The following is a 16,751-nucleotide window of genomic DNA, read 5'->3' as shown; positions in this document are numbered from 1 at the left end:
GACCGTGCGTCCTTCGAGGCCCGAGCGGCGCTCGGGCACCTCAGGATGATGGAAATCGGGGACTGCATGACGGTCTTTCGAGCAGTTCCCCTTCACCTCTCCCTGAGGGAGAGGTCGACGCACGAAGTGCGGCGGGTGAGGGTTTAGGGACCTCTCCGGAAAGGGCGTAAACCCTCACCCGGACCTGCGGTCCGACCTCTCTCTCAGGGAGAAGTGCGGAAGGCAGTGCCACCCTCCGTCGTCATCCCGGGCGGAGACCCGGGATCCATTCAGCCGGGTTGGCAAACGCGCGAAACGCCCGAGGCTTCGGCTGCATGGATCCTCGCCTTCGCGAGGATGACGGCGAGCATGGGGAAGCTCGGAGCATAAACCTCGGAGAGCGGGCCCTCCTCCGAAGAACCCTCAGAGAAACACCGGCTCCTCGACCAGCTGCACGCCGAACTTCGCCTTCACGCCGTCCTTGATCCGCGTCGCTAGCGCGACGATCTCCGCCGCCGATCCGCCGCCATGGTTGACGAGGATCAGCGCGTGGCGGTCATAGACGCCGACATGGCCGAGGCGCGTGCCCTTGAAGCCGCTCTGCTCGATCAGCCAGGCGGCCGAGAGCTTCATCCGGCCGTCCGCCTGCGGATAGCCGCCGAGCGCGGGATGGTCGGCCTTGAGGCGCCCATGCTGTTCCGCCGGGACGATCGGGTTCTGGAAGAAGCTGCCGGCGTTGCCGATCCGCGCCGGGTCGGGCAGCTTGCGGCTCCGCACCGCGACGATCTCGTCAAAGACAGCTTCGGGCGTGACCGACGCCGCGTCGCGAAACGTCGCGGCGATGTCGGGATAGGTGAGGACCGGCTGCCAGGGCCGCGGCAGGCGGAAGCGCACACTGGTGACGACATAGCGGCCGGGACGATGCTTGAAGACGCTGTCGCGATAGGCGAAGGCGCAGTCCTCCCGCCCGAAGGTCACGAAGGATCCGCTCGTCGTATCGAAGGCGCGCAGGCTGTCGAAGCGGTCGGCCAACTCGATGCCGTAGGCGCCGATGTTCTGCACCGGCGACGCGCCGACCGTGCCGGGGATCAGCGCGAGGTTTTCGAGCCCCGGATAGCCTTCCTCCAGCGTCCAGCGGACGAAATCGTGCCAGGTCTCGCCGGCCGCCGCCTCGACGATCCAGTGATCGGCATGCGCCTCGACCAGCCGCCGGCCGGCGATCCGCATCAAGAGCGTCACGCCGTCGAAATCGGAACTGAGCACGATGTTGCTGCCGCCGCCGATGAGCCGTCGCGGCAGGTTTGCCAGCCCGGGATCGGCGAGCGCCGACTTTAGATCGTCCTCGGACCGCACCCGAACCACCAGTCGGCTGCGGGCGCGGAAGCCGAAGCTGTTGCAATCGTCGAGCGGGTAGTCCGTCAGAATCTCGTGCATGCTCATCCCGGGCAGGAAGGGTTGCCCCTGTTCATGCCCTCCTATGACGGATCAGGCCACCCGTGTCACCCTCAGCCCACCGTCGGCTTCGGCTGCGGGATCAGCGATTCGGCGAGGCCGTGATAGAGCGACTGCGGCACAAGCAGGCTCGAGACACCATAGCCGATCACCGAGGCGCACATGATCGGGATCAGGTCGGCGCTGTCGCCGGTCATTTCCAGGATGATGACGAAGGCGGTGATCGGCGCCTGGACGACGCCGGCGAAATAGCCGGCCATACCGAGCAGCGCCGCGACGCCGGCGCTGCCGCCCATCACCAGCACGAGCAGGCTGCCGACGCCGGTGCCGACCGCCAGCGACGGCGCGAAGATGCCGCCGGGGATACCGGAAATCGAGGAAAGCAGCGTGGAGGCGAATTTCGCCGGGGCGAAATACCAGGGCAGCACCTCGCCCTCGATCGCCGCGCGCGCATGTTCGTAGCCGGTGCCGAAGGTGCTGCCGCCGGTCGCGATGCCGATCAGGGCGACGGCGAGGCCGCAGGCGCCCGCGACGGCGAGCGTCCGCTTCCACGGCATGACGCTGGTCCAGACGCGGATCTGCTGGGTCAAGCGCAGCATCAGCTGGCCGAACAGGGCGCCGGCCAGGCCGCCGAACACACCGCAGAGAACGACCATCACCCAACCATCGACGCCTTTGACCGAACCCGAGACCTGGCCGAAATAATCGTAGTTGCCGACGAGGCCGAGCGAGACGAGGCCGGCGATGATCACGGCCGAGAGCACCAGCCCGGATGTCTTCTGCTCGAAGGAGCGGCTCATTTCCTCGATGGCGAAGACGATGCCGGCGAGCGGCGCGTTGAAGGCGGCGGAGATGCCGGCCGCCGAGCCGGCGAGGATGAGGCCCTTGGCGCGATCCGCGCCGCCGATCTCGCCGACCTTCAGCATGATCGCTGCGCCGATCTGCACCGTCGGCCCCTCGCGGCCGATCGAGCCACCCGAGGCGATGCCGACCAACGTCAGGAAGATCTTGCCGATGGCGACGCGCAGCGACAGCAGCTTCGAGCGCGCCGCGATGTCGGTCGTCTCGCAGGCGGCGATCGCCTGCTGGATGCCGCTGCCGGCGGCGCCCGGGAACACCGTGCGCGCCAGATAGGCGCAGAGCATGAAGCCGAGCGGCGAGAGGATCAGCGGAACCCAGATTCCCTGCCCCGCCATGTATTGAAACAGCGTCTGCGCCTGATCGGCGGCGAAGGCGAAGAAGACGCTGACCAGGCCGATCGTCCCGGCGCCCACCCAGAACACGAGGCGCTGGCGCAGGAAATCGCGGGAGAGCCAGGGCGGCAGGGGCTGGTCGGACAGCTTCCGGAAGCGTGGCCGCTGCAGTTTCAGTCGCAAAAGCAAGAATTCACTCCATGCAGGATCGCGCGGGGATCACGAGCCGTTTTCGACCGGCGCGAGCGGCACATAATCAATTTCGAGAAAGGCCGCGACCTCCGGCACCCAATGGTCGCGCACGAAGGCGACATGGTCCGGATGATCGTTGTAGCCGGCATAGGCAGCCTCGTCGGCGAACTCCATGGAGAAGCCGAAATCATAATCGTTCTTTGGGCTTACCTGGCGAAGCTGCTCGAATCCGCCGACGCCCGGGATCGATGCGAGCCTCTGCGCATTGGCGAGGAAGAGCCGCTCCGCCTCCGAGCCCTTCTCGTGTTTCAGCCGGAAAACCACCGTGTGCCGGATCATGGATGCCCCCGTATGCAGCAAGTATTCACAGTAGCGTCCGCGGCCGCAACCGCAACCCACGCGGGATTTGGCCGCGCCCCGGCGAGGCCGCCCGCGTTGCCACCCGTCGCCGCGTCGTGTAACCGTGCCCGTTCATGTAACAGTCACGCTCGATAGATGACCGGCAAGCCCGAAACGCCCCTTCTCGATACCGTCGCCACGCCCGCCGACCTCCGCAACCTGCCGGAGAGCGCGCTCGCGCAGCTGGCCGCGGAGCTCCGCGCCGAGACCATCGACGCCGTCTCGATCACCGGCGGCCATCTCGGCGCCGGCCTCGGCGTCGTCGAGCTGACGGTGGCGCTGCACTATGTCTTCAACACCCCGGATGACCGGATCATCTGGGATGTCGGCCATCAGGCCTATCCGCACAAGATCCTGACCGGGCGCCGCGACCGCATCCGCACGCTGCGCCAGCCGGGCGGGCTCTCCGGCTTCACCAAGCGGTCCGAGAGCGAATACGACCCGTTCGGCGCGGCGCATTCCTCGACCTCGATCTCCGCCGGCCTCGGCATGGCGGTGGCGCGCGATCTCGACGAGGGCGACAACGCCGTCGTCTGCGTGATCGGCGACGGCGCGATGTCGGCCGGCATGGCCTATGAGGCGATGAACAATGCCGGCGCGCAGCGTTCGCGGTTGATCGTCATCCTGAACGACAACGACATGTCGATCGCCCCGCCGGTCGGCGCGATGTCCGCCTATCTGGCCCGCCTCGTCTCCGGCCGCACCTATCGTTCGTTCCGCGAAGTGGCGAAGCAGCTGACCAGCAAGCTGCCGCGCTTCTTCCATGAGAAGGCCAAGCAGACCGAGGAATATGCGCGCGGCTTCTTCACCGGCGGCACGCTGTTCGAGGAACTCGGCTTCTACTATGTCGGCCCGATCGACGGCCACAATCTCGATCATCTGCTGCCGATCCTGCGCAATCTGCGCGACGCGCCGGAAGGCCCGATCCTGCTGCATGTCGTGACGCAGAAGGGCAAGGGCTACGCGCCCGCCGAGGCCGCGCCCGACAAGTATCACGGCGTCAACCGCTTCGACGTCATCACCGGCAAGCAGGCCAAGTCGACGCCGAACGCGCCGAGCTATACGCGCGTCTTCGCCGAGGCGCTGGTCAAGGAAGCCGAGGCCGACGACAAGATCGTCGCCGTCACCGCGGCGATGCCCGCCGGCACCGGGCTCGACCTGTTCGGCCAAGCGTTCCCGAAGCGCACCTTCGACGTCGGCATCGCCGAGCAGCATGCCGTCACCTTCGCGGCCGGCCTCGCGACCGAGGGCTACAAGCCGTTCTGCGCGATCTATTCGACCTTCCTGCAGCGCGGCTATGACCAGATCGTGCATGACGTGGCGATCCAGAAGCTGCCGGTCCGCTTCGCCATCGACCGCGCCGGCTTCGTCGGCGCCGACGGCGCGACCCATGCCGGTTCGTTCGACACCGGTTTCCTGACGGCGCTTCCCGGCATGATCGTCATGGCGCCGTCCGACGAGGCGGAGCTGGTGCACATGATCGCGACCTCGGTCGCCATCGACGACGCCCCCTCTTCCTTCCGCTATCCGCGCGGCGAAGGCGTCGGCATCGACCTGCCGGCGCGCGGCGAGATCCTGCCGATCGGCAAGGGCCGCGTCATCCGCCAGGGCAGCAAGGTGGCGATCCTCTCCTTCGGCACGCGCCTCAAGGACGCGCTGAAGGCCGCGGAGGAACTCGACACCTACGGGCTCTCGACCACGGTCGCCGACGCCCGCTTCGCCAAGCCGCTCGATACGGATCTCGTGCTCGACCTCGCCCGCAATCACGAAGTCGTGATCACCGTCGAGGAAGGCGCCGTCGGCGGCTTCGGCGGCCAGGTGCTGGCCTTCCTCGCCGGCGCCGGGGCCTTCGATCGCGGCCTGAAGATCCGCACGCTGGTGATGCGCGACGAATTCATCGACCACGACAAGCCGGAAGCGATGGTCGCCGACAGCGGCCTCGATACGCGCGGCATCGTCGCGACGGTGTTCGAGGCGCTCGGCCGCAGCGACGACGCCGCCGCCTTCCGCAGCGCCTAGGGTTTGGCTACGCCATCCCCATGCGCCCGGCGGCTGTCGCCGGGAGCCTCGGCACGCTCGTCGAGGCCATAGTCGCGCAGCACGCTGGCCACCCGCAGCCGATAATCGGCGAAGACGCCGTTGCGGCCGCGCGCCTGCGTCTCGCGGTGCGCCGGCCGGTTGCGCCAGGCTTTGACCGCTTCCTCATCGCGCCAGAACGAGAGGGACAGCAGCTTGCCGGGCTCGGCGAGGCTCTCGAAGCGCTCGATCGAGATAAAGCCGTCCATAGCCTGCAGATCGGCCTTCAACGCGGCGGCCAGGTCCAGATAGACCTGCCGCTCGCCCTCCGCCGGCCAGACCTCGAAGATCACGGCGATCATGCGATCCCCCGGGCCGATGGGGCGGTCGCGCGGTGGCTGCAGCAGGGAATCATGGTCGGCTCCTCATTGATTGCGCCGGCATCCTAGCCCATCCGGGCCAAGGGCTGCGCGCGGGCTTGACCAGGGTCCTCAACACGATGCGACGGCGATCTGGCGACGAAATGGCCGGCGCGACGGGCAGAACGCGCCAAAATTGTCTCCAAAGCGTCCCCTCGCGGCAGTCCGCCACGCTTCTCAGGGGCCTCCGAGGGGGCTATCTCTGGCAATCATGATCAAACGCATCGCCCTTTCGCTTCTCTTCGCCGCGTCGCTGGCCGCGCCAGCCCTCGCCGACGTCACCGCCGGCACGCTCGTCATCAGCGAGCCCTGGTCGCGGGCAACGCCCCCCGGCGCGCGGGTCGGCGGCGGCTACCTGACCATCAGGAACACCGGCTCGGAGCCCGACACGCTGGTTTCGGTCGCCTCGCCGGCGTCGGAAAAGGCCGAGTTGCACCTGATGAAGACCGAGGACGGCGTCATGGCCATGCGCCCGGCCGAGGCAGGCGTCGAGATCCCCGCCGGCGGCACGCTGGTGCTCGAGCCCGGCGGCTACCACGTCATGTTCATCCGCCCCAAGGCGCCGTTCAAGCAGGGCGAGAGCGTGCCGCTGACGCTGACCTTCGCCAAGGCCGGCGCCGTCGAGGTCAACCTCACCGTCTCGCCGATCGGCGCGCCGGGACCGGCCAAGACCGACGGCGACAAGCCGAACATGGACACTTCCGCCCACGGCGCCGGACAGGAAAACACCGGCGCTGAGGCCCACGGCAATCACGGATCAGGCGAATGAGCGAGACCAAGACCGGGGGCAATCCCCACAAGACGCTGCGGACCGTCCGCTACGTGCTCTGGGCGCTCGTCGCCATCGTCGTCGTCGCGATCGGCGTCTTCACGCTGCTTCCGAAGAGCAGCAATCCGGTCGTCCAGCTGAGCGCGATCGGCGGCCCGTTCTCCGTCGTCGACCAGAAGGGCCAGCCCGTCACCGAGGCGGCGCTGAAGGGCCACCCCTCGGCGATGTTCTTCGGCTTCACCTTCTGCCCCGACGTCTGCCCGACGACGCTCTACCAGGCGACGCAATGGCTGAAGCAGCTCGGCCCCGACGGCGACAAGCTCAAGGTGTATTTCGTCACCGTCGACCCCGAGCGCGACACGCCGGAGCAGATGGCGAACTACCTGCACGCCTTCGACCCGCGCATCGTCGGCCTCTCCGGCAGCCGCGAGCAGATCGACGGCATTCTGAAGGCCTACAAGGTCTATTCGAAGAAGGTCGGCGACGGCGAGGACTACACGATGGACCACAGCGCCGCCGTGTACCTGCTCGATTCTAATGCCAATTTCGTCGGCACGGCCGATTATCACGAGAAGGACGAGACGATCATGGAGAAGCTGCGCCGCCTCGTGGCCAGCTGATCCGGGATCGACGGACGGCCGCGCGAAGCTCGCGCGGTTGTCGTTTTCCGGCGGAGGTGGAGATCCGTCGCGCCTCGTTCCGCGCCGCGCGGCAGTGCGACTGCCCGGCGTAGAAAGCTCGCGCCAGCCTGCGCGACACGCTCGCCGTCATCCCGGGCTTTGCCCCGGGATCCATTTCCGCCGGGTTGCGGGCCACACGAACCTCCCGGATGCGCGGATGCATGGATCCCTGCTTTCGCAGGGATGACGGACGGTGGCGCGGCGGCTTCGGCGCGCCGATTTCGCGGGGATGATGGAGTTGGCGCTGCCGCTTCGGCACGCGCCTGCAACGAAATGCACGACGCGGCCCCTCCTGCTGCTGCGGCCGGAGCGAGCCCCAGCCTGCGCGCCACCCTCGCCGTCATCCCGGGCTTCGACCCGGGATCCATTCAGCCGGGTGGCCAGCCGCGCGAACCTCCCGGATGCGCGGCTGGATGGATCCCTGCTTTCGCAGGGATGACGGACGGTGGCGCGGCGGCTTCGGCGCGCCGATTTCGCGGGGATGAGGGAGATTGGCACTGCCACTTTGGCGCGCCCCCGAGGTTGAAATTCGCGACGCGGCCCTTCCTCTGCTGCGGCTGCAATGAAACGCCAGCCTGTGCGCCACGCTCGCCGTCATCCCGGGCTTTGACCCGGGATCCATTCGGCCGGGTTGCCAGCTACGCGAGCCTCCCGAATGCGCGGATGGATGGATCCCTGCTTTCGCAGGGATGACGGGTTTTGTCGGGCCGACGGGGAGCGGCCCCCTTTCTCGGATGACAGCAGTTCCCGCGTCCAGCTTCCGGCGCCGCCACGCACTCGACCAGGTGGCGCCATTGCCTCACAGCCTGACATTCCATATCCGCCGGCCGCTTGGCCTCGGCCCCGCCCTCCATCCGACGTCGCCATTGCCTCACAGCCTGCCCTCCGCCGGTCTGGCCGCCAAGGCCCCCTCGCCCTACGCCGCCGGTGAGCCCCGTCTCCTGCCTTCCCGCCTCCCGCCACCCGGCCTCGTGCCCACCGGGCCACCCACCCGGCCAACCAGCAGGCCTACCGCCCTCCTAGCCACCGCCCCGCACGTCCCCCGTATTCCCCACCTCACGCTTCCCCCCGCCTCCGCCCCACCCCCCAAGAATCTCCCGCTTCCCATATCCCCTCCCCTAGGATAGGATACCAACATGAGCCACGCACAGAACCCAGAAATCCTGCAGCGCCTGCGCCGTGCCGCCGGGCATCTTTCCAGCGTCATCACGATGGTGGAGGACGGCCGCGATTGCCTGGCCATCGCCCAGCAGATGCAGGCAGTGATCAAGGCGATCGAGAGCACCAAGCGGACGCTGATCCACCATCACATCGACGAGCATCTCGGCGCCGCCGCGAGCGCGTTGCCCGCTTCCGATGCCCGCGCGCTCGTCGCCGAGATCAAGGAAGTCAGCAAGTATCTCTGAAACACCGCGCCGGACGCCGGGCGGAAGGATGAACAGCATGAGCGCGACAGACAGCTTTGGCGGACACGAGCACGTCTTCCTCGGCGCCTCGCATGACCGCAACCAGCGGCGGACGATGATCGTCGTCGGCATCACGGCGCTGACCATGGTGGCGGAGATCGCCGCCGGCTACGCCTATGGCTCGATGGCGCTGCTCGCCGACGGCTTCCACATGTCGACGCATGCGGGGGCGCTGCTGGTCGCGGCGCTCGCCTATCGCTATGCCCGCCGCCATGCCCGCGACCCGGCCTTCACCTTCGGGACCGGCAAGATCGGCGATCTCGCCGCCTTCGCCAGCGCCGTCATCCTCGGCATCATCGCCGTGCTGATCGCGGTCGACGCTGCATGGCGGCTGGCGTCGCCCGTCGAGATCGATTTCGACCCGGCCATCGCGGTCGCCGTCATCGGCCTCGCCGTCAATCTCGTCAGCGCGCTGCTGCTGCACGAGGGCACGCCCGGTCACGCGCACGATCATCCCCATGATCATGCGCATGACCATCCGCATCACCACGATCACGGACACGCCCGCGATCACAACCTGCGCGCCGCCTATCTCCATGTCCTCGCCGACGCCGTGACCTCAATTCTCGCCATTGGCGCCCTGCTCGCCGGGCGCTTCCTCGACTGGGTCTGGCTCGATCCGGCGATCGGCATCCTCGGCGCTGTGATGATCGCGAGCTGGTCGATCCGGCTGTTGCGGGAGAGCGGCCGCATCCTCGTCGACGCAGTGCCCGACAAATCCTTGCAGGACGCCATGCGCGCCCGCATCGAGGCGACCGGCGCGCGGATCACCGATCTTCACCTCTGGCGCGTCGGCCCCGGCCACAACGCGGCGGTGATCAGCCTCTCTTCGGCCGATCCACGGACGCCGGACCAGTATCGTTCGGCGCTTGCAGGGCTCGCCGGGCTGTCGCACGTCACCGTCGAGGTCCGACAGGCGCCGGGGCGCTGAACCTCCCCCGGGAGCGCCGCCGGGCCGGTTTACCGGCCCTGCGGCCCGATGGCGCCGCCATGGCTCTTGCGCTTGGCCGCCGCGCACGCCATCACTCGCGCCATGAACGACACCACACATCGCTTGGATATGGTCTTGCTCGCGCGCGGGCTGGTCGCCTCGCGTGCCAAGGCGCGCGACGCCGTCCTGCGCGGGCATGTCCGCGTCGACGGCGTCCTGATCACCAAACCCGCCGCGACCATCCGGCCGAATGCCACGCTCGAGATCGACGACCCGGCGCAGCGCTACGTCTCGCGCGCCGCGCTGAAGCTCGTCGCGGGACTGGACCATTTCGGCTATGATCCGACGGGTCGCACGGCGCTCGATCTCGGCGCCTCGACCGGCGGCTTCACCGAAGTGCTGCTCGAACGCGGCGCGCGCCATGTGCATGCGCTCGATGTCGGGCATGGCCAGTTGCATCCGCGCGTCGCCGGCCGTTCGCGCGTCACCATGCGCGAGGGCCTGAACGTCCGCGACCTGACCGCCGACGACATCGGCGAGCCGTTCGACGCCATCGTCTGCGACGTGTCGTTCATCTCGCTCCGCCTGGCCCTGCCGCCGGCGCTTGAACTGGCCGAGCCGGGCAGCTGGGGCGTTCTTCTGGTCAAGCCGCAGTTCGAGGTCGGCAAGGACGGCATCGCCAAGAATGGCCTCGTTCGCGACGCCAGCGAAGGCGAGGCCGCCGTCCAGCGCATCGTTGACTGGATTGCCGCGGAGCCGGGATGGGTCGTCGACGGCCTCATCCCCTCCCCGATCGCCGGTGGCGACGGCAATCACGAATTCCTGCTCGGCGTAAGGAAAGACAATGGCTGAGACGCTCACCATCACCGCCCTCGGCCATGAAGGCGACGGCATCGCCGAGACCGCTTCCGGCCACAAGGTCTTCGTGCCCTTCACGCTGCCGGGCGAAGTCGTCACCGCCGAGATCGACGGTGAGCGCGGCCATCTGGTCGAGATCCTCACCCCGAGCCCCGACCGGATCGATCCCGCCTGCAAGCATTTCACCGTCTGCGGCGGCTGCGCGCTGCAGCATTGGGCACCGGAGAAATACCAAGCCTGGAAGCGCGACCTCGTCGTCCACGCCTTCGCGCAGCGCGGCATCGAGACCGAGGTCGATCCGGTCGAGCCGGTCGGGCCGCATTCGCGCCGCCGCGCCGTGTTCACGCTGGCGCGCGAGGACAAGGGCCTCGTGCTCGGCTTCAACAAGCGCGAGAGCCACGACGTGCTGGCGATCGAGGAATGCCCGCTGCTGGTGCCGGAGATCGAGACGCGTCGCGACAAGCTTGCGGCTCTCGCCAACCGGCTGGTCGACCAGGGCAAGCGCGCCCGGATGACCGTGGTATCGACCGATACCGGCCTCGACGTTTCGCTCGAGGGCGCTCGCAAGCCCGGCCGCGCCGATTATGAGGCGCTTGGACGCGCCGCCGTTGACGGGGCGATCTGCCGGTTGACGGTGGACGGCGCCGAAATCGTCATGAGCCGCATGCCGGAGATCCGCAACGATCCGGTCGTGCTCTATCCGAGCCCCGGCGGCTTCCTGCAGGCGACGGCCAGCTCCGAACTCGCCATGGCCGATCTCGTCGATAGCGCCATCAGCAAGTCCAGCGGGCCCGTCCTCGATCTCTTCTCCGGCATCGGCACGTTCACGTTGAAGCTGGCGCGGCGCTTCCCGGTTCTCGCCGTCGAGGGCGAGACCAAGCTTCTGGAGGCGCTCGATCGCTCGATGCGCTTCTCCAAGGGCATCCGGGCGGTGAAGACGCGGCGTCGCGACCTGTTCCTCAATCCGATGGCGCCGGTCGAGCTCAAGGACTTCAAGGCCGTCGTGTTCGATCCGCCGCGCGCCGGCGCCAAGGCGCAGGCCGAGACGCTGGCGAAATCCGTGGTGCCGCAGATCGTCGGCGTCTCCTGCAATCCGGCGACGCTCGCCCGCGACGCGCGCATCCTGATCGACGGCGGCTACAAGCTGACGCGCGTGACCCCGGTCGACCAGTTCCTGTGGTCCGGCCATATCGAGGTCGTCGCCACCTTCGAGCTCGCCCGCAAGGGAGCCACGACGCGGCGGGTGCGGCTGAGCTGATCGGCCTGGCAATCCCTGCCGGCGATTCCATCGCAAGATCCGGATAGCGGCAGCCCGCGGCTTGGCGTTCCATCGAAGCCTCCATTCCAACGAGGAGGCTTCGATGCCCGCCATTCGCTTTGTCGCCATCCCGAGCCGGGTCGCCGCGCACTATCGCGGCGGCGGGGCGGACGCCAACGGCCAGACGCCGGAGCGCCAGATCTCGGACGGCAACGGCGTGCCCTGCCGGCATTGCCTTCGCACTGTGCCGGACGGCTCCGCCTATCTGATCGTGGCGCATCGACCGTTCGAGACGGTCAACCCCTATGCCGAGCTGGGGCCGATCTTCCTGTGTGCCGATGCCTGCGCTCGGGCCGAGGCGAGCGACGCCTCGCCGGCAATGCTGACATCCGCCGCCTATATCATCCGCGGCTATTCGACCGACGAGCGCATCGTCTATGGCAGCGGCAAGGTGGTGCCGCGCGCGGCGATCGGCGACGAGGCTGGCGAACTACTGGCGCGCGACGACATCGCCTTCGTCCATCTCCGCTCCTCGACCAACAACTGCTTCCAGTGCCGGATCGAGCGCGGCTATGCAGCCTGAGAGAATGGTCTCTGCCCTCCTCCGCCGTCATCCCTGCGAAAGCAGGGATCCATCCATCCACGGCCGACGCGCATTCACGCCGGGCGCCCGGGCGTTCAGCAACCCAGCTGAATGGATCCCGGGTAGAGCCCGGGATGACAGCGAGCGGGTGGCCGTCGCCGAGCGCGCAAAGAAATGGCGGCCGGAGGCCGCCATTTCGCAAGCGATAGCGAGGTCGACCGCTCAGGCGGCGACCAGAACCTGGCGCTGCGCCTTCAGCGTCGCGCCTACCTTGGCGATGCGGCCCAGCATCAGATTGGCGGCGTCGTTGAAGCTCTCCGGCGGCGTGAACGTCTCGTCCTGGCGATACTGGGCGTAGAACGGGATGTTGACCTCGCCGGCAGCGACCAGGCCGACGGCGGTGGTGACGGGCTTCAGCAACTGCACGGCGCGGGTGCCGGCCGAGACGCCGCCATAGCTGACGAAGCCGACCGGCTTGTCGGCCCATTCATGCGACAGATAGTCGATGGCGTTCTTCAGGGGCGCGGTGAAGCCGTGATTGTACTCCGGCATCACGAAGACGACGGCGTCGGCCGCATCGATCGTCGCGCTCCAGTCCTTGGTGTGCTGGTGCATATACTGGCGGAGCCGCGGATGATGCGGTTCGTCGAAGAACGGCAGGTTGACGGCCTTGAGGTCGATCAGTTCGGCCTGGAAGTCCTTGTGCGCGCTGGCGATGCCGTGGAACCAGGTGCCGATCGAAAGACCGGCGCGGCCCGGGCGGGTCGAGGCGACGATGGTGTGAAGCTTGAGCAAAATGAGGCGTCCTGTGCGGATCCGATAAGGCGGCGCGACCATATATAGTGCTTATCGGATGACGCCGGAGTGAACGGTCCGTCAACCGTTCCGCCTCCTCTCGGACCTAGGCGATGCTGTCGAAATAGCTGCCCTTCGGCGTCTCGGCGAACAGCGCCATCGCCGTCCTGAACATGTCGGGCGGGATGTTCTTGACCGAAGCCTGATGCGCCTCGGCCGTCTGCCAGTGCTCGATCACAAAGAAGCGGGCGGAGTCCGCCCGATCGCGAAACACCTCGCAGGAGATCGCCCCCTCCGAACCGAGGATGATCATCCGGATCGAGCCGAGAAACGCCGCCAGCGCGTCGCCATCGCCGTCGGCCGCGCGAAATTCACCGATCCGTGCCACGCTCATCGCAAGCCTCCCTGCTTCGTGTCTGAAGGAAGGCAGGCTGCGCCGGCATCGCGGCAATGCTGCGGCAAGCGCGCCTACTCGCCGGCTTCGGTTGCGAGCCCCGCGCGCGGCTGCCCATTGCTGCTTGAACGTCCGTCCTCGTCGGGGCGCGCCAGGCCCAGCATGGCGGCGAGCGCCCGCCGCAACGGCGCTTGAATCGTCCAGGCGCGGCCGAGCTCGAGATCAAAGCTCGCCGGTTCGCAGGGCGTCAGGCCGCTGAAGGAATAGACGGTGAGTTCGCCGACATGGATCCTGCCGCGCGAGACAAGAAAATCGACCCGGACGTGATCCAGCCCCGCCCCGAGCCGCTCAGCCATCGCGAACATCGCCCCGAGATCGGCCTCGGGCAGCGGCCCCGTATGGATCGGAGCATCGAAGCGGACGTCGACGCGCGATGCATCCGGCCGCAGGAACAGGTTGCGGTGGTTGTCGGGACCGTCATTGATCCGCACGATGATCAGCTCGACCCGGCCGTCGAACAGGAAGAGCTTGTATTCGAGCGGCAGCGCGCCGTCGTCCTCGGCCAGCATGGCCTCGACGAGCAGGCGCGGCGGCACCGGCACATAGCCCGGCTCCTGCAGGGCGCGGCCGAAATTCTGCGCCTGCCAGGCGGCCAGGCTGGCGCGGATCGCAGCGAAATCCGCCCGCGTTGGATCGTCGACGAAGACGTTCATGCCGCTGCCATGCGCGCATTTGACGACGAAGGGCACCGGGAGCCGTTCCAGCGGCAGCGCCGCCGGATCGTCGCCCGACCAGAGGAGCGGCGGCAAATGACCCGGCCCGAGCCGCGCCTCGATAAAGTCGCGGCAGGCCAGCTTGTCGCAGAACACCGAATAGAGCGGGTTCGGATCGAACAGCTTGCGCCACTGGATCTTTTCCGAGAAGCGCCGCGGCCGGAAGAGGCTGGGATAGCGGCCATGGGCGCGCCGGTAGCGCTTCAAAACGCGAAAGATATCGCGGATCGGCGTTCGCCGATGGCGTGGTGGCACTCTCAACTCCCCCCGGAGCCCGATCTTCCGCGCGCCGGTCAGTCGACCACGAAGCGCGCATGATTCCAACGGCCTCCCGCCGTCTCCCGGAGACGGCGAAAGACCTCACATCGTTCGTGAAACCGGCTTCTCGCCTCAGCCGTTCTGGCCGCGATGGCGGAGATAGTGGTCGGCGACGGCGCAGGCGACCATCGCCTCGCCGATCGGCACGGCGCGGATGCCGACGCAGGGGTCGTGACGGCCCTTGGTCATCACGTCCACTTCCTCGCCCTTCGCCGTGATCGAGCGGCGCGTCGTCAGGATCGACGAGGTCGGCTTGACGGCGAAGCGGGCGACGATCGGCTGGCCGGTCGAGATGCCGCCGAGAATGCCGCCGGCATGGTTGGAGAGGAACAGCGGCTTGCCGTCATTGCCGATCCGCATCTCGTCGGCGTTCTCCTCGCCGGTGAGCGCCGCGGCGTCGAAGCCTTCGCCGATCTCGACACCCTTCACGGCGTTGATCGACATCAGGAGGCTGGCGATATCCTGGTCGAGCTTGGCATAGACCGGCGCGCCGAGGCCGGCCGGCACGCCCTCGGCGACGATCTCGATGACGGCGCCGACGGAGGAGCCCGCCTTGCGGATGCCGTCGAGATAGGCTTCCCACACCTTCGCCGCCTCGGCGTCGGGGCAGAAGAAGGGATTCTGGTCGACCTCGTTCCAGTTCCAGCGCGCGCGATCGATCTTGTGTGGGCCGATCTGCACCAGCGCGCCGCGCACGCTCATGCCCGGGACGATCTTGCGGGCGATGGCGCCCGCGGCGACGCGCGCCGCCGTCTCGCGGGCCGAGGAGCGGCCGCCGCCGCGATAGTCGCGGATGCCGTATTTCACGTCATAGGTGAAATCGGCATGGCCCGGCCGGTAACGATCTTTGATGTCTCCATAGTCCTTGGAGCGCTGGTCGACATTCTGGATCTCGAGCGCGATCGGCGTGCCGGTTGTCAACAGCGTGCCATCTTCCTGGGGCATGACACCGGAAAGGATACGGACTTCGTCCGGCTCGCGGCGCTGCGTGGTGAAGCGCGAGGTGCCGGGCTTGCGCTTGTCGAGCCAGGCCTGGATCTCGGCTTCCGAGATGGCGATGCGGGGCGGACAGCCGTCGACGACGGCGCCGAGGGCGGGTCCATGGCTCTCGCCCCAGGTCGTGACGCGGAACAGATGGCCGAAGGTATTGTGCGACATGGACGAAGGCGCTCCCGAAGATTGGCCCCGGTTCTAGAAAGCCAGCGCCTTCCCGTCAAACGCCGGCTTGCGCCGGGGCGCAAAAGGCCGCGGCAATGATGGCAGAATGAGCAGCACACACAATCACTTGCACATATCATAAGCTTTGCTATAATCAGCAACAACGACATTAAACGAGATTCAGATCGGACATGGCTTCCCCCGCCCTGTCCGAATGGGGAGCCGAAGCGGCGTTTGTGACTGACCTCCGCGCTTCTTCCGCTCCCTGAGAACGGCGCCCGGTACCCCTCTGGGCGCCGTTATCGTTTCTGCCGCCGGAATGACGGCCGCGCCCGCCTCGCGCGCAAGAGGCATTCTTTCGCCCCGCCCTCCCAATCGGAACCGTGAATCACGCGGATTTGATGGATTCTTGGACGGTCCCGCCACGTTTTGCCCAGCGCCGCCCTGCTTGCGCCATGCCTTTGGGCGCCTTTTTGCCGGGCGCCTCACGAAATAGTGAGCCCAAGCAACAATAAGCAATGCATGTTATTGAACAGTCTCACCAAATTCGGTGAACAATGGATAGCCGATTTGGTACGAATTTCTCCTTAAAGCCCGATTCAGGAGCATGAATTAGGAAAATTTCACGAAAAAACGCATTACGTATCGGTCACTAGCTTTTTAAGGGCCTCTCGACCGAAAAAACGACCCCTTGCAGCTTTTGACCCTGCTACCCAATTTCAGCTCACCGGAAGCGAAACGAAAGCGAACCAATCCCGTGGTTCCCAACCGCCCCCGGAGAGCAGGTCGATCCGATATCGACCAGGAGAATATAGAATGCGTAACCTGATCATCACCGCTGCTTCGGTTGCCTTCCTCGCCTCGGGCGCCGCTGCCATCGCAGCCGAGCAGACCGAAGGCACCGTCACCAGCGTCAACGCTTCCGCCGGCACGCTGACCCTCCAGGGAGGCCAGACCTTCCAGTTCGCCAACGGCAAGCAGCTCCTCGGCATCGTCCCCGGCCAGGCCGTCGGCGTGTCGTACCAGGGCACGGAAGGCCTCGGCGCCTTCAACCCGAACCCGGCCCGCGCTTCGGACAGCAACAGCTGAGCTACCTAGAGTTCCCACGAGTACCTGAC

17 protein-coding genes are annotated in these 16,751 nt (G+C 67.3%); 9 read left to right on the top strand and 8 right to left on the bottom strand.

Going from position 1 to position 16,751, the window contains the following annotated elements:
- Positions 1-402: 402 nt before the first annotated feature.
- The 3 genes from murB to K32_RS05745 all read right to left on the bottom strand — a co-directional run bounded on the left by murB (position 403) and on the right by K32_RS05745 (position 3,155).
- The gene (gene murB / locus K32_RS05755; RefSeq protein WP_201403107.1) at positions 403-1,413 is read right to left on the bottom strand and encodes a UDP-N-acetylmuramate dehydrogenase; all 1,011 of its coding nucleotides are present in this window, start codon (positions 1,411-1,413) and stop codon (positions 403-405) included.
- A 71-nt stretch (positions 1,414-1,484) separates the two neighbouring features.
- The gene (locus tag K32_RS05750; protein WP_371813025.1) at positions 1,485-2,807 is read right to left on the bottom strand and encodes a chloride channel protein; all 1,323 of its coding nucleotides are present in this window, start codon (positions 2,805-2,807) and stop codon (positions 1,485-1,487) included.
- Positions 2,808-2,843: 36 nt separating this feature from the next.
- On the bottom strand, positions 2,844-3,155 hold the full coding sequence (locus tag K32_RS05745) for a Dabb family protein (protein WP_201403106.1): 312 nt from the start codon (positions 3,153-3,155) through the stop codon (positions 2,844-2,846).
- Positions 3,156-3,311: 156 nt separating this feature from the next.
- Here K32_RS05745 and dxs point away from each other — a divergent pair, with 156 nt between their 5' ends.
- Positions 3,312-5,234, top strand: a complete 1,923-nt coding sequence (dxs, locus tag K32_RS05740) for a 1-deoxy-D-xylulose-5-phosphate synthase (RefSeq protein ID WP_201403105.1) — start codon at positions 3,312-3,314, stop codon at positions 5,232-5,234.
- On the opposite strand, the gene K32_RS05735 is transcribed toward dxs, so the two are convergent.
- Complete coding sequence (locus K32_RS05735) at positions 5,231-5,593, bottom strand: antibiotic biosynthesis monooxygenase (RefSeq protein ID WP_201403104.1); 363 nt, start codon at positions 5,591-5,593, stop codon at positions 5,231-5,233. The two genes, dxs and K32_RS05735, sit on opposite strands and share 4 nt — an antisense overlap.
- Positions 5,594-5,861: 268 nt before the next feature.
- On the opposite strand from K32_RS05735, the gene K32_RS05730 reads away from it, so the two are divergent.
- From K32_RS05730 to K32_RS05700, 7 genes are all read left to right on the top strand, one after another.
- Entirely contained in the window at positions 5,862-6,419 is a 558-nt protein-coding gene (locus tag K32_RS05730) for a copper chaperone PCu(A)C (RefSeq protein WP_201403103.1), read from the top strand.
- Positions 6,416-7,039, top strand: coding sequence for an SCO family protein (locus tag K32_RS05725; RefSeq protein ID WP_211201074.1), 624 nt, complete (start codon positions 6,416-6,418; stop codon positions 7,037-7,039). Before K32_RS05730 ends, K32_RS05725 begins: the two co-directional genes overlap by 4 nt.
- A gap of 1,196 nt (positions 7,040-8,235) precedes the next feature.
- On the top strand, positions 8,236-8,505 hold the full coding sequence (locus K32_RS05720; RefSeq protein ID WP_201403102.1) for a metal-sensing transcriptional repressor: 270 nt from the start codon (positions 8,236-8,238) through the stop codon (positions 8,503-8,505).
- Between the two features lie 37 nt (positions 8,506-8,542).
- Complete coding sequence (dmeF, locus tag K32_RS05715) at positions 8,543-9,496, top strand: CDF family Co(II)/Ni(II) efflux transporter DmeF (RefSeq protein ID WP_201403101.1); 954 nt, start codon at positions 8,543-8,545, stop codon at positions 9,494-9,496.
- A gap of 102 nt (positions 9,497-9,598) precedes the next feature.
- Complete coding sequence (locus K32_RS05710) at positions 9,599-10,348, top strand: TlyA family RNA methyltransferase (protein ID WP_201403100.1); 750 nt, start codon at positions 9,599-9,601, stop codon at positions 10,346-10,348.
- A complete protein-coding gene (locus tag K32_RS05705) occupies positions 10,341-11,612 on the top strand; it encodes a class I SAM-dependent RNA methyltransferase (RefSeq protein ID WP_201403099.1) in 1,272 nt (423 codons plus the stop codon). Before K32_RS05710 ends, K32_RS05705 begins: the two co-directional genes overlap by 8 nt.
- Positions 11,613-11,715: 103 nt before the next feature.
- Positions 11,716-12,195: a DUF1203 domain-containing protein gene (locus K32_RS05700; protein ID WP_201403098.1), complete on the top strand. Its 480-nt coding sequence runs from the start codon at positions 11,716-11,718 to the stop codon at positions 12,193-12,195.
- Positions 12,196-12,417: 222 nt separating this feature from the next.
- Here the strand turns inward: K32_RS05700 and K32_RS05695 are convergent, their stop codons facing one another.
- The 4 genes from K32_RS05695 to aroC all read right to left on the bottom strand — a co-directional run bounded on the left by K32_RS05695 (position 12,418) and on the right by aroC (position 15,633).
- Positions 12,418-12,990, bottom strand: a complete 573-nt coding sequence (locus K32_RS05695; protein WP_201403097.1) for an NADPH-dependent FMN reductase — start codon at positions 12,988-12,990, stop codon at positions 12,418-12,420.
- Between the two features lie 106 nt (positions 12,991-13,096).
- Complete coding sequence (locus K32_RS05690) at positions 13,097-13,384, bottom strand: putative quinol monooxygenase (protein ID WP_201403096.1); 288 nt, start codon at positions 13,382-13,384, stop codon at positions 13,097-13,099.
- A gap of 74 nt (positions 13,385-13,458) precedes the next feature.
- Positions 13,459-14,412 carry an ATP-grasp fold amidoligase family protein gene (locus tag K32_RS05685; protein ID WP_201403095.1) on the bottom strand — a complete coding sequence of 318 codons (954 nt, stop codon included), beginning with the start codon at positions 14,410-14,412 and terminating at the stop codon, positions 13,459-13,461.
- 135 nt (positions 14,413-14,547) lie between these two features.
- On the bottom strand, positions 14,548-15,633 hold the full coding sequence (gene aroC / locus K32_RS05680) for a chorismate synthase (RefSeq protein ID WP_201403094.1): 1,086 nt from the start codon (positions 15,631-15,633) through the stop codon (positions 14,548-14,550).
- An 816-nt stretch (positions 15,634-16,449) separates the two neighbouring features.
- On the opposite strand from aroC, the gene K32_RS05675 reads away from it, so the two are divergent.
- The gene (locus tag K32_RS05675; RefSeq protein WP_201403093.1) at positions 16,450-16,722 is read left to right on the top strand and encodes a DUF1344 domain-containing protein; all 273 of its coding nucleotides are present in this window, start codon (positions 16,450-16,452) and stop codon (positions 16,720-16,722) included.
- The last annotated feature ends 29 nt before the right edge of the window (positions 16,723-16,751 follow it).

Source organism: Kaistia sp. 32K (genome assembly GCF_016629525.1).
Lineage (GTDB): Bacteria > Pseudomonadota > Alphaproteobacteria > Rhizobiales > Kaistiaceae > Kaistia.
The sequence above is the reverse complement of the archived record's forward strand: the minus strand, read 5'-3'. Positions and strand labels throughout refer to the sequence as shown.

Excerpts from the sequence above, each read along its gene's own strand:
- murB (WP_201403107.1), bottom strand. The coding sequence starts at position 1,413 with ATGCACGAGATTCTGACGGACTACCCGCTCGACGATTGCAACAGCTTC.
- K32_RS05745 (WP_201403106.1), bottom strand. The coding sequence starts at position 3,155 with ATGATCCGGCACACGGTGGTTTTCCGGCTGAAACACGAGAAGGGCTCG.
- dxs (WP_201403105.1), top strand. The coding sequence starts at position 3,312 with ATGACCGGCAAGCCCGAAACGCCCCTTCTCGATACCGTCGCCACGCCC.
- K32_RS05735 (WP_201403104.1), bottom strand. The coding sequence starts at position 5,593 with ATGATCGCCGTGATCTTCGAGGTCTGGCCGGCGGAGGGCGAGCGGCAG.
- K32_RS05730 (WP_201403103.1), top strand. The coding sequence starts at position 5,862 with ATGATCAAACGCATCGCCCTTTCGCTTCTCTTCGCCGCGTCGCTGGCC.
- K32_RS05725 (WP_211201074.1), top strand. The coding sequence starts at position 6,416 with ATGAGCGAGACCAAGACCGGGGGCAATCCCCACAAGACGCTGCGGACC.
- K32_RS05720 (WP_201403102.1), top strand. The coding sequence starts at position 8,236 with ATGAGCCACGCACAGAACCCAGAAATCCTGCAGCGCCTGCGCCGTGCC.
- dmeF (WP_201403101.1), top strand. The coding sequence starts at position 8,543 with ATGAGCGCGACAGACAGCTTTGGCGGACACGAGCACGTCTTCCTCGGC.
- K32_RS05710 (WP_201403100.1), top strand. The coding sequence starts at position 9,599 with ATGAACGACACCACACATCGCTTGGATATGGTCTTGCTCGCGCGCGGG.
- K32_RS05705 (WP_201403099.1), top strand. The coding sequence starts at position 10,341 with ATGGCTGAGACGCTCACCATCACCGCCCTCGGCCATGAAGGCGACGGC.
- K32_RS05700 (WP_201403098.1), top strand. The coding sequence starts at position 11,716 with ATGCCCGCCATTCGCTTTGTCGCCATCCCGAGCCGGGTCGCCGCGCAC.
- K32_RS05690 (WP_201403096.1), bottom strand. The coding sequence starts at position 13,384 with ATGAGCGTGGCACGGATCGGTGAATTTCGCGCGGCCGACGGCGATGGC.
- aroC (WP_201403094.1), bottom strand. The coding sequence starts at position 15,633 with ATGTCGCACAATACCTTCGGCCATCTGTTCCGCGTCACGACCTGGGGC.
- K32_RS05675 (WP_201403093.1), top strand. The coding sequence starts at position 16,450 with ATGCGTAACCTGATCATCACCGCTGCTTCGGTTGCCTTCCTCGCCTCG.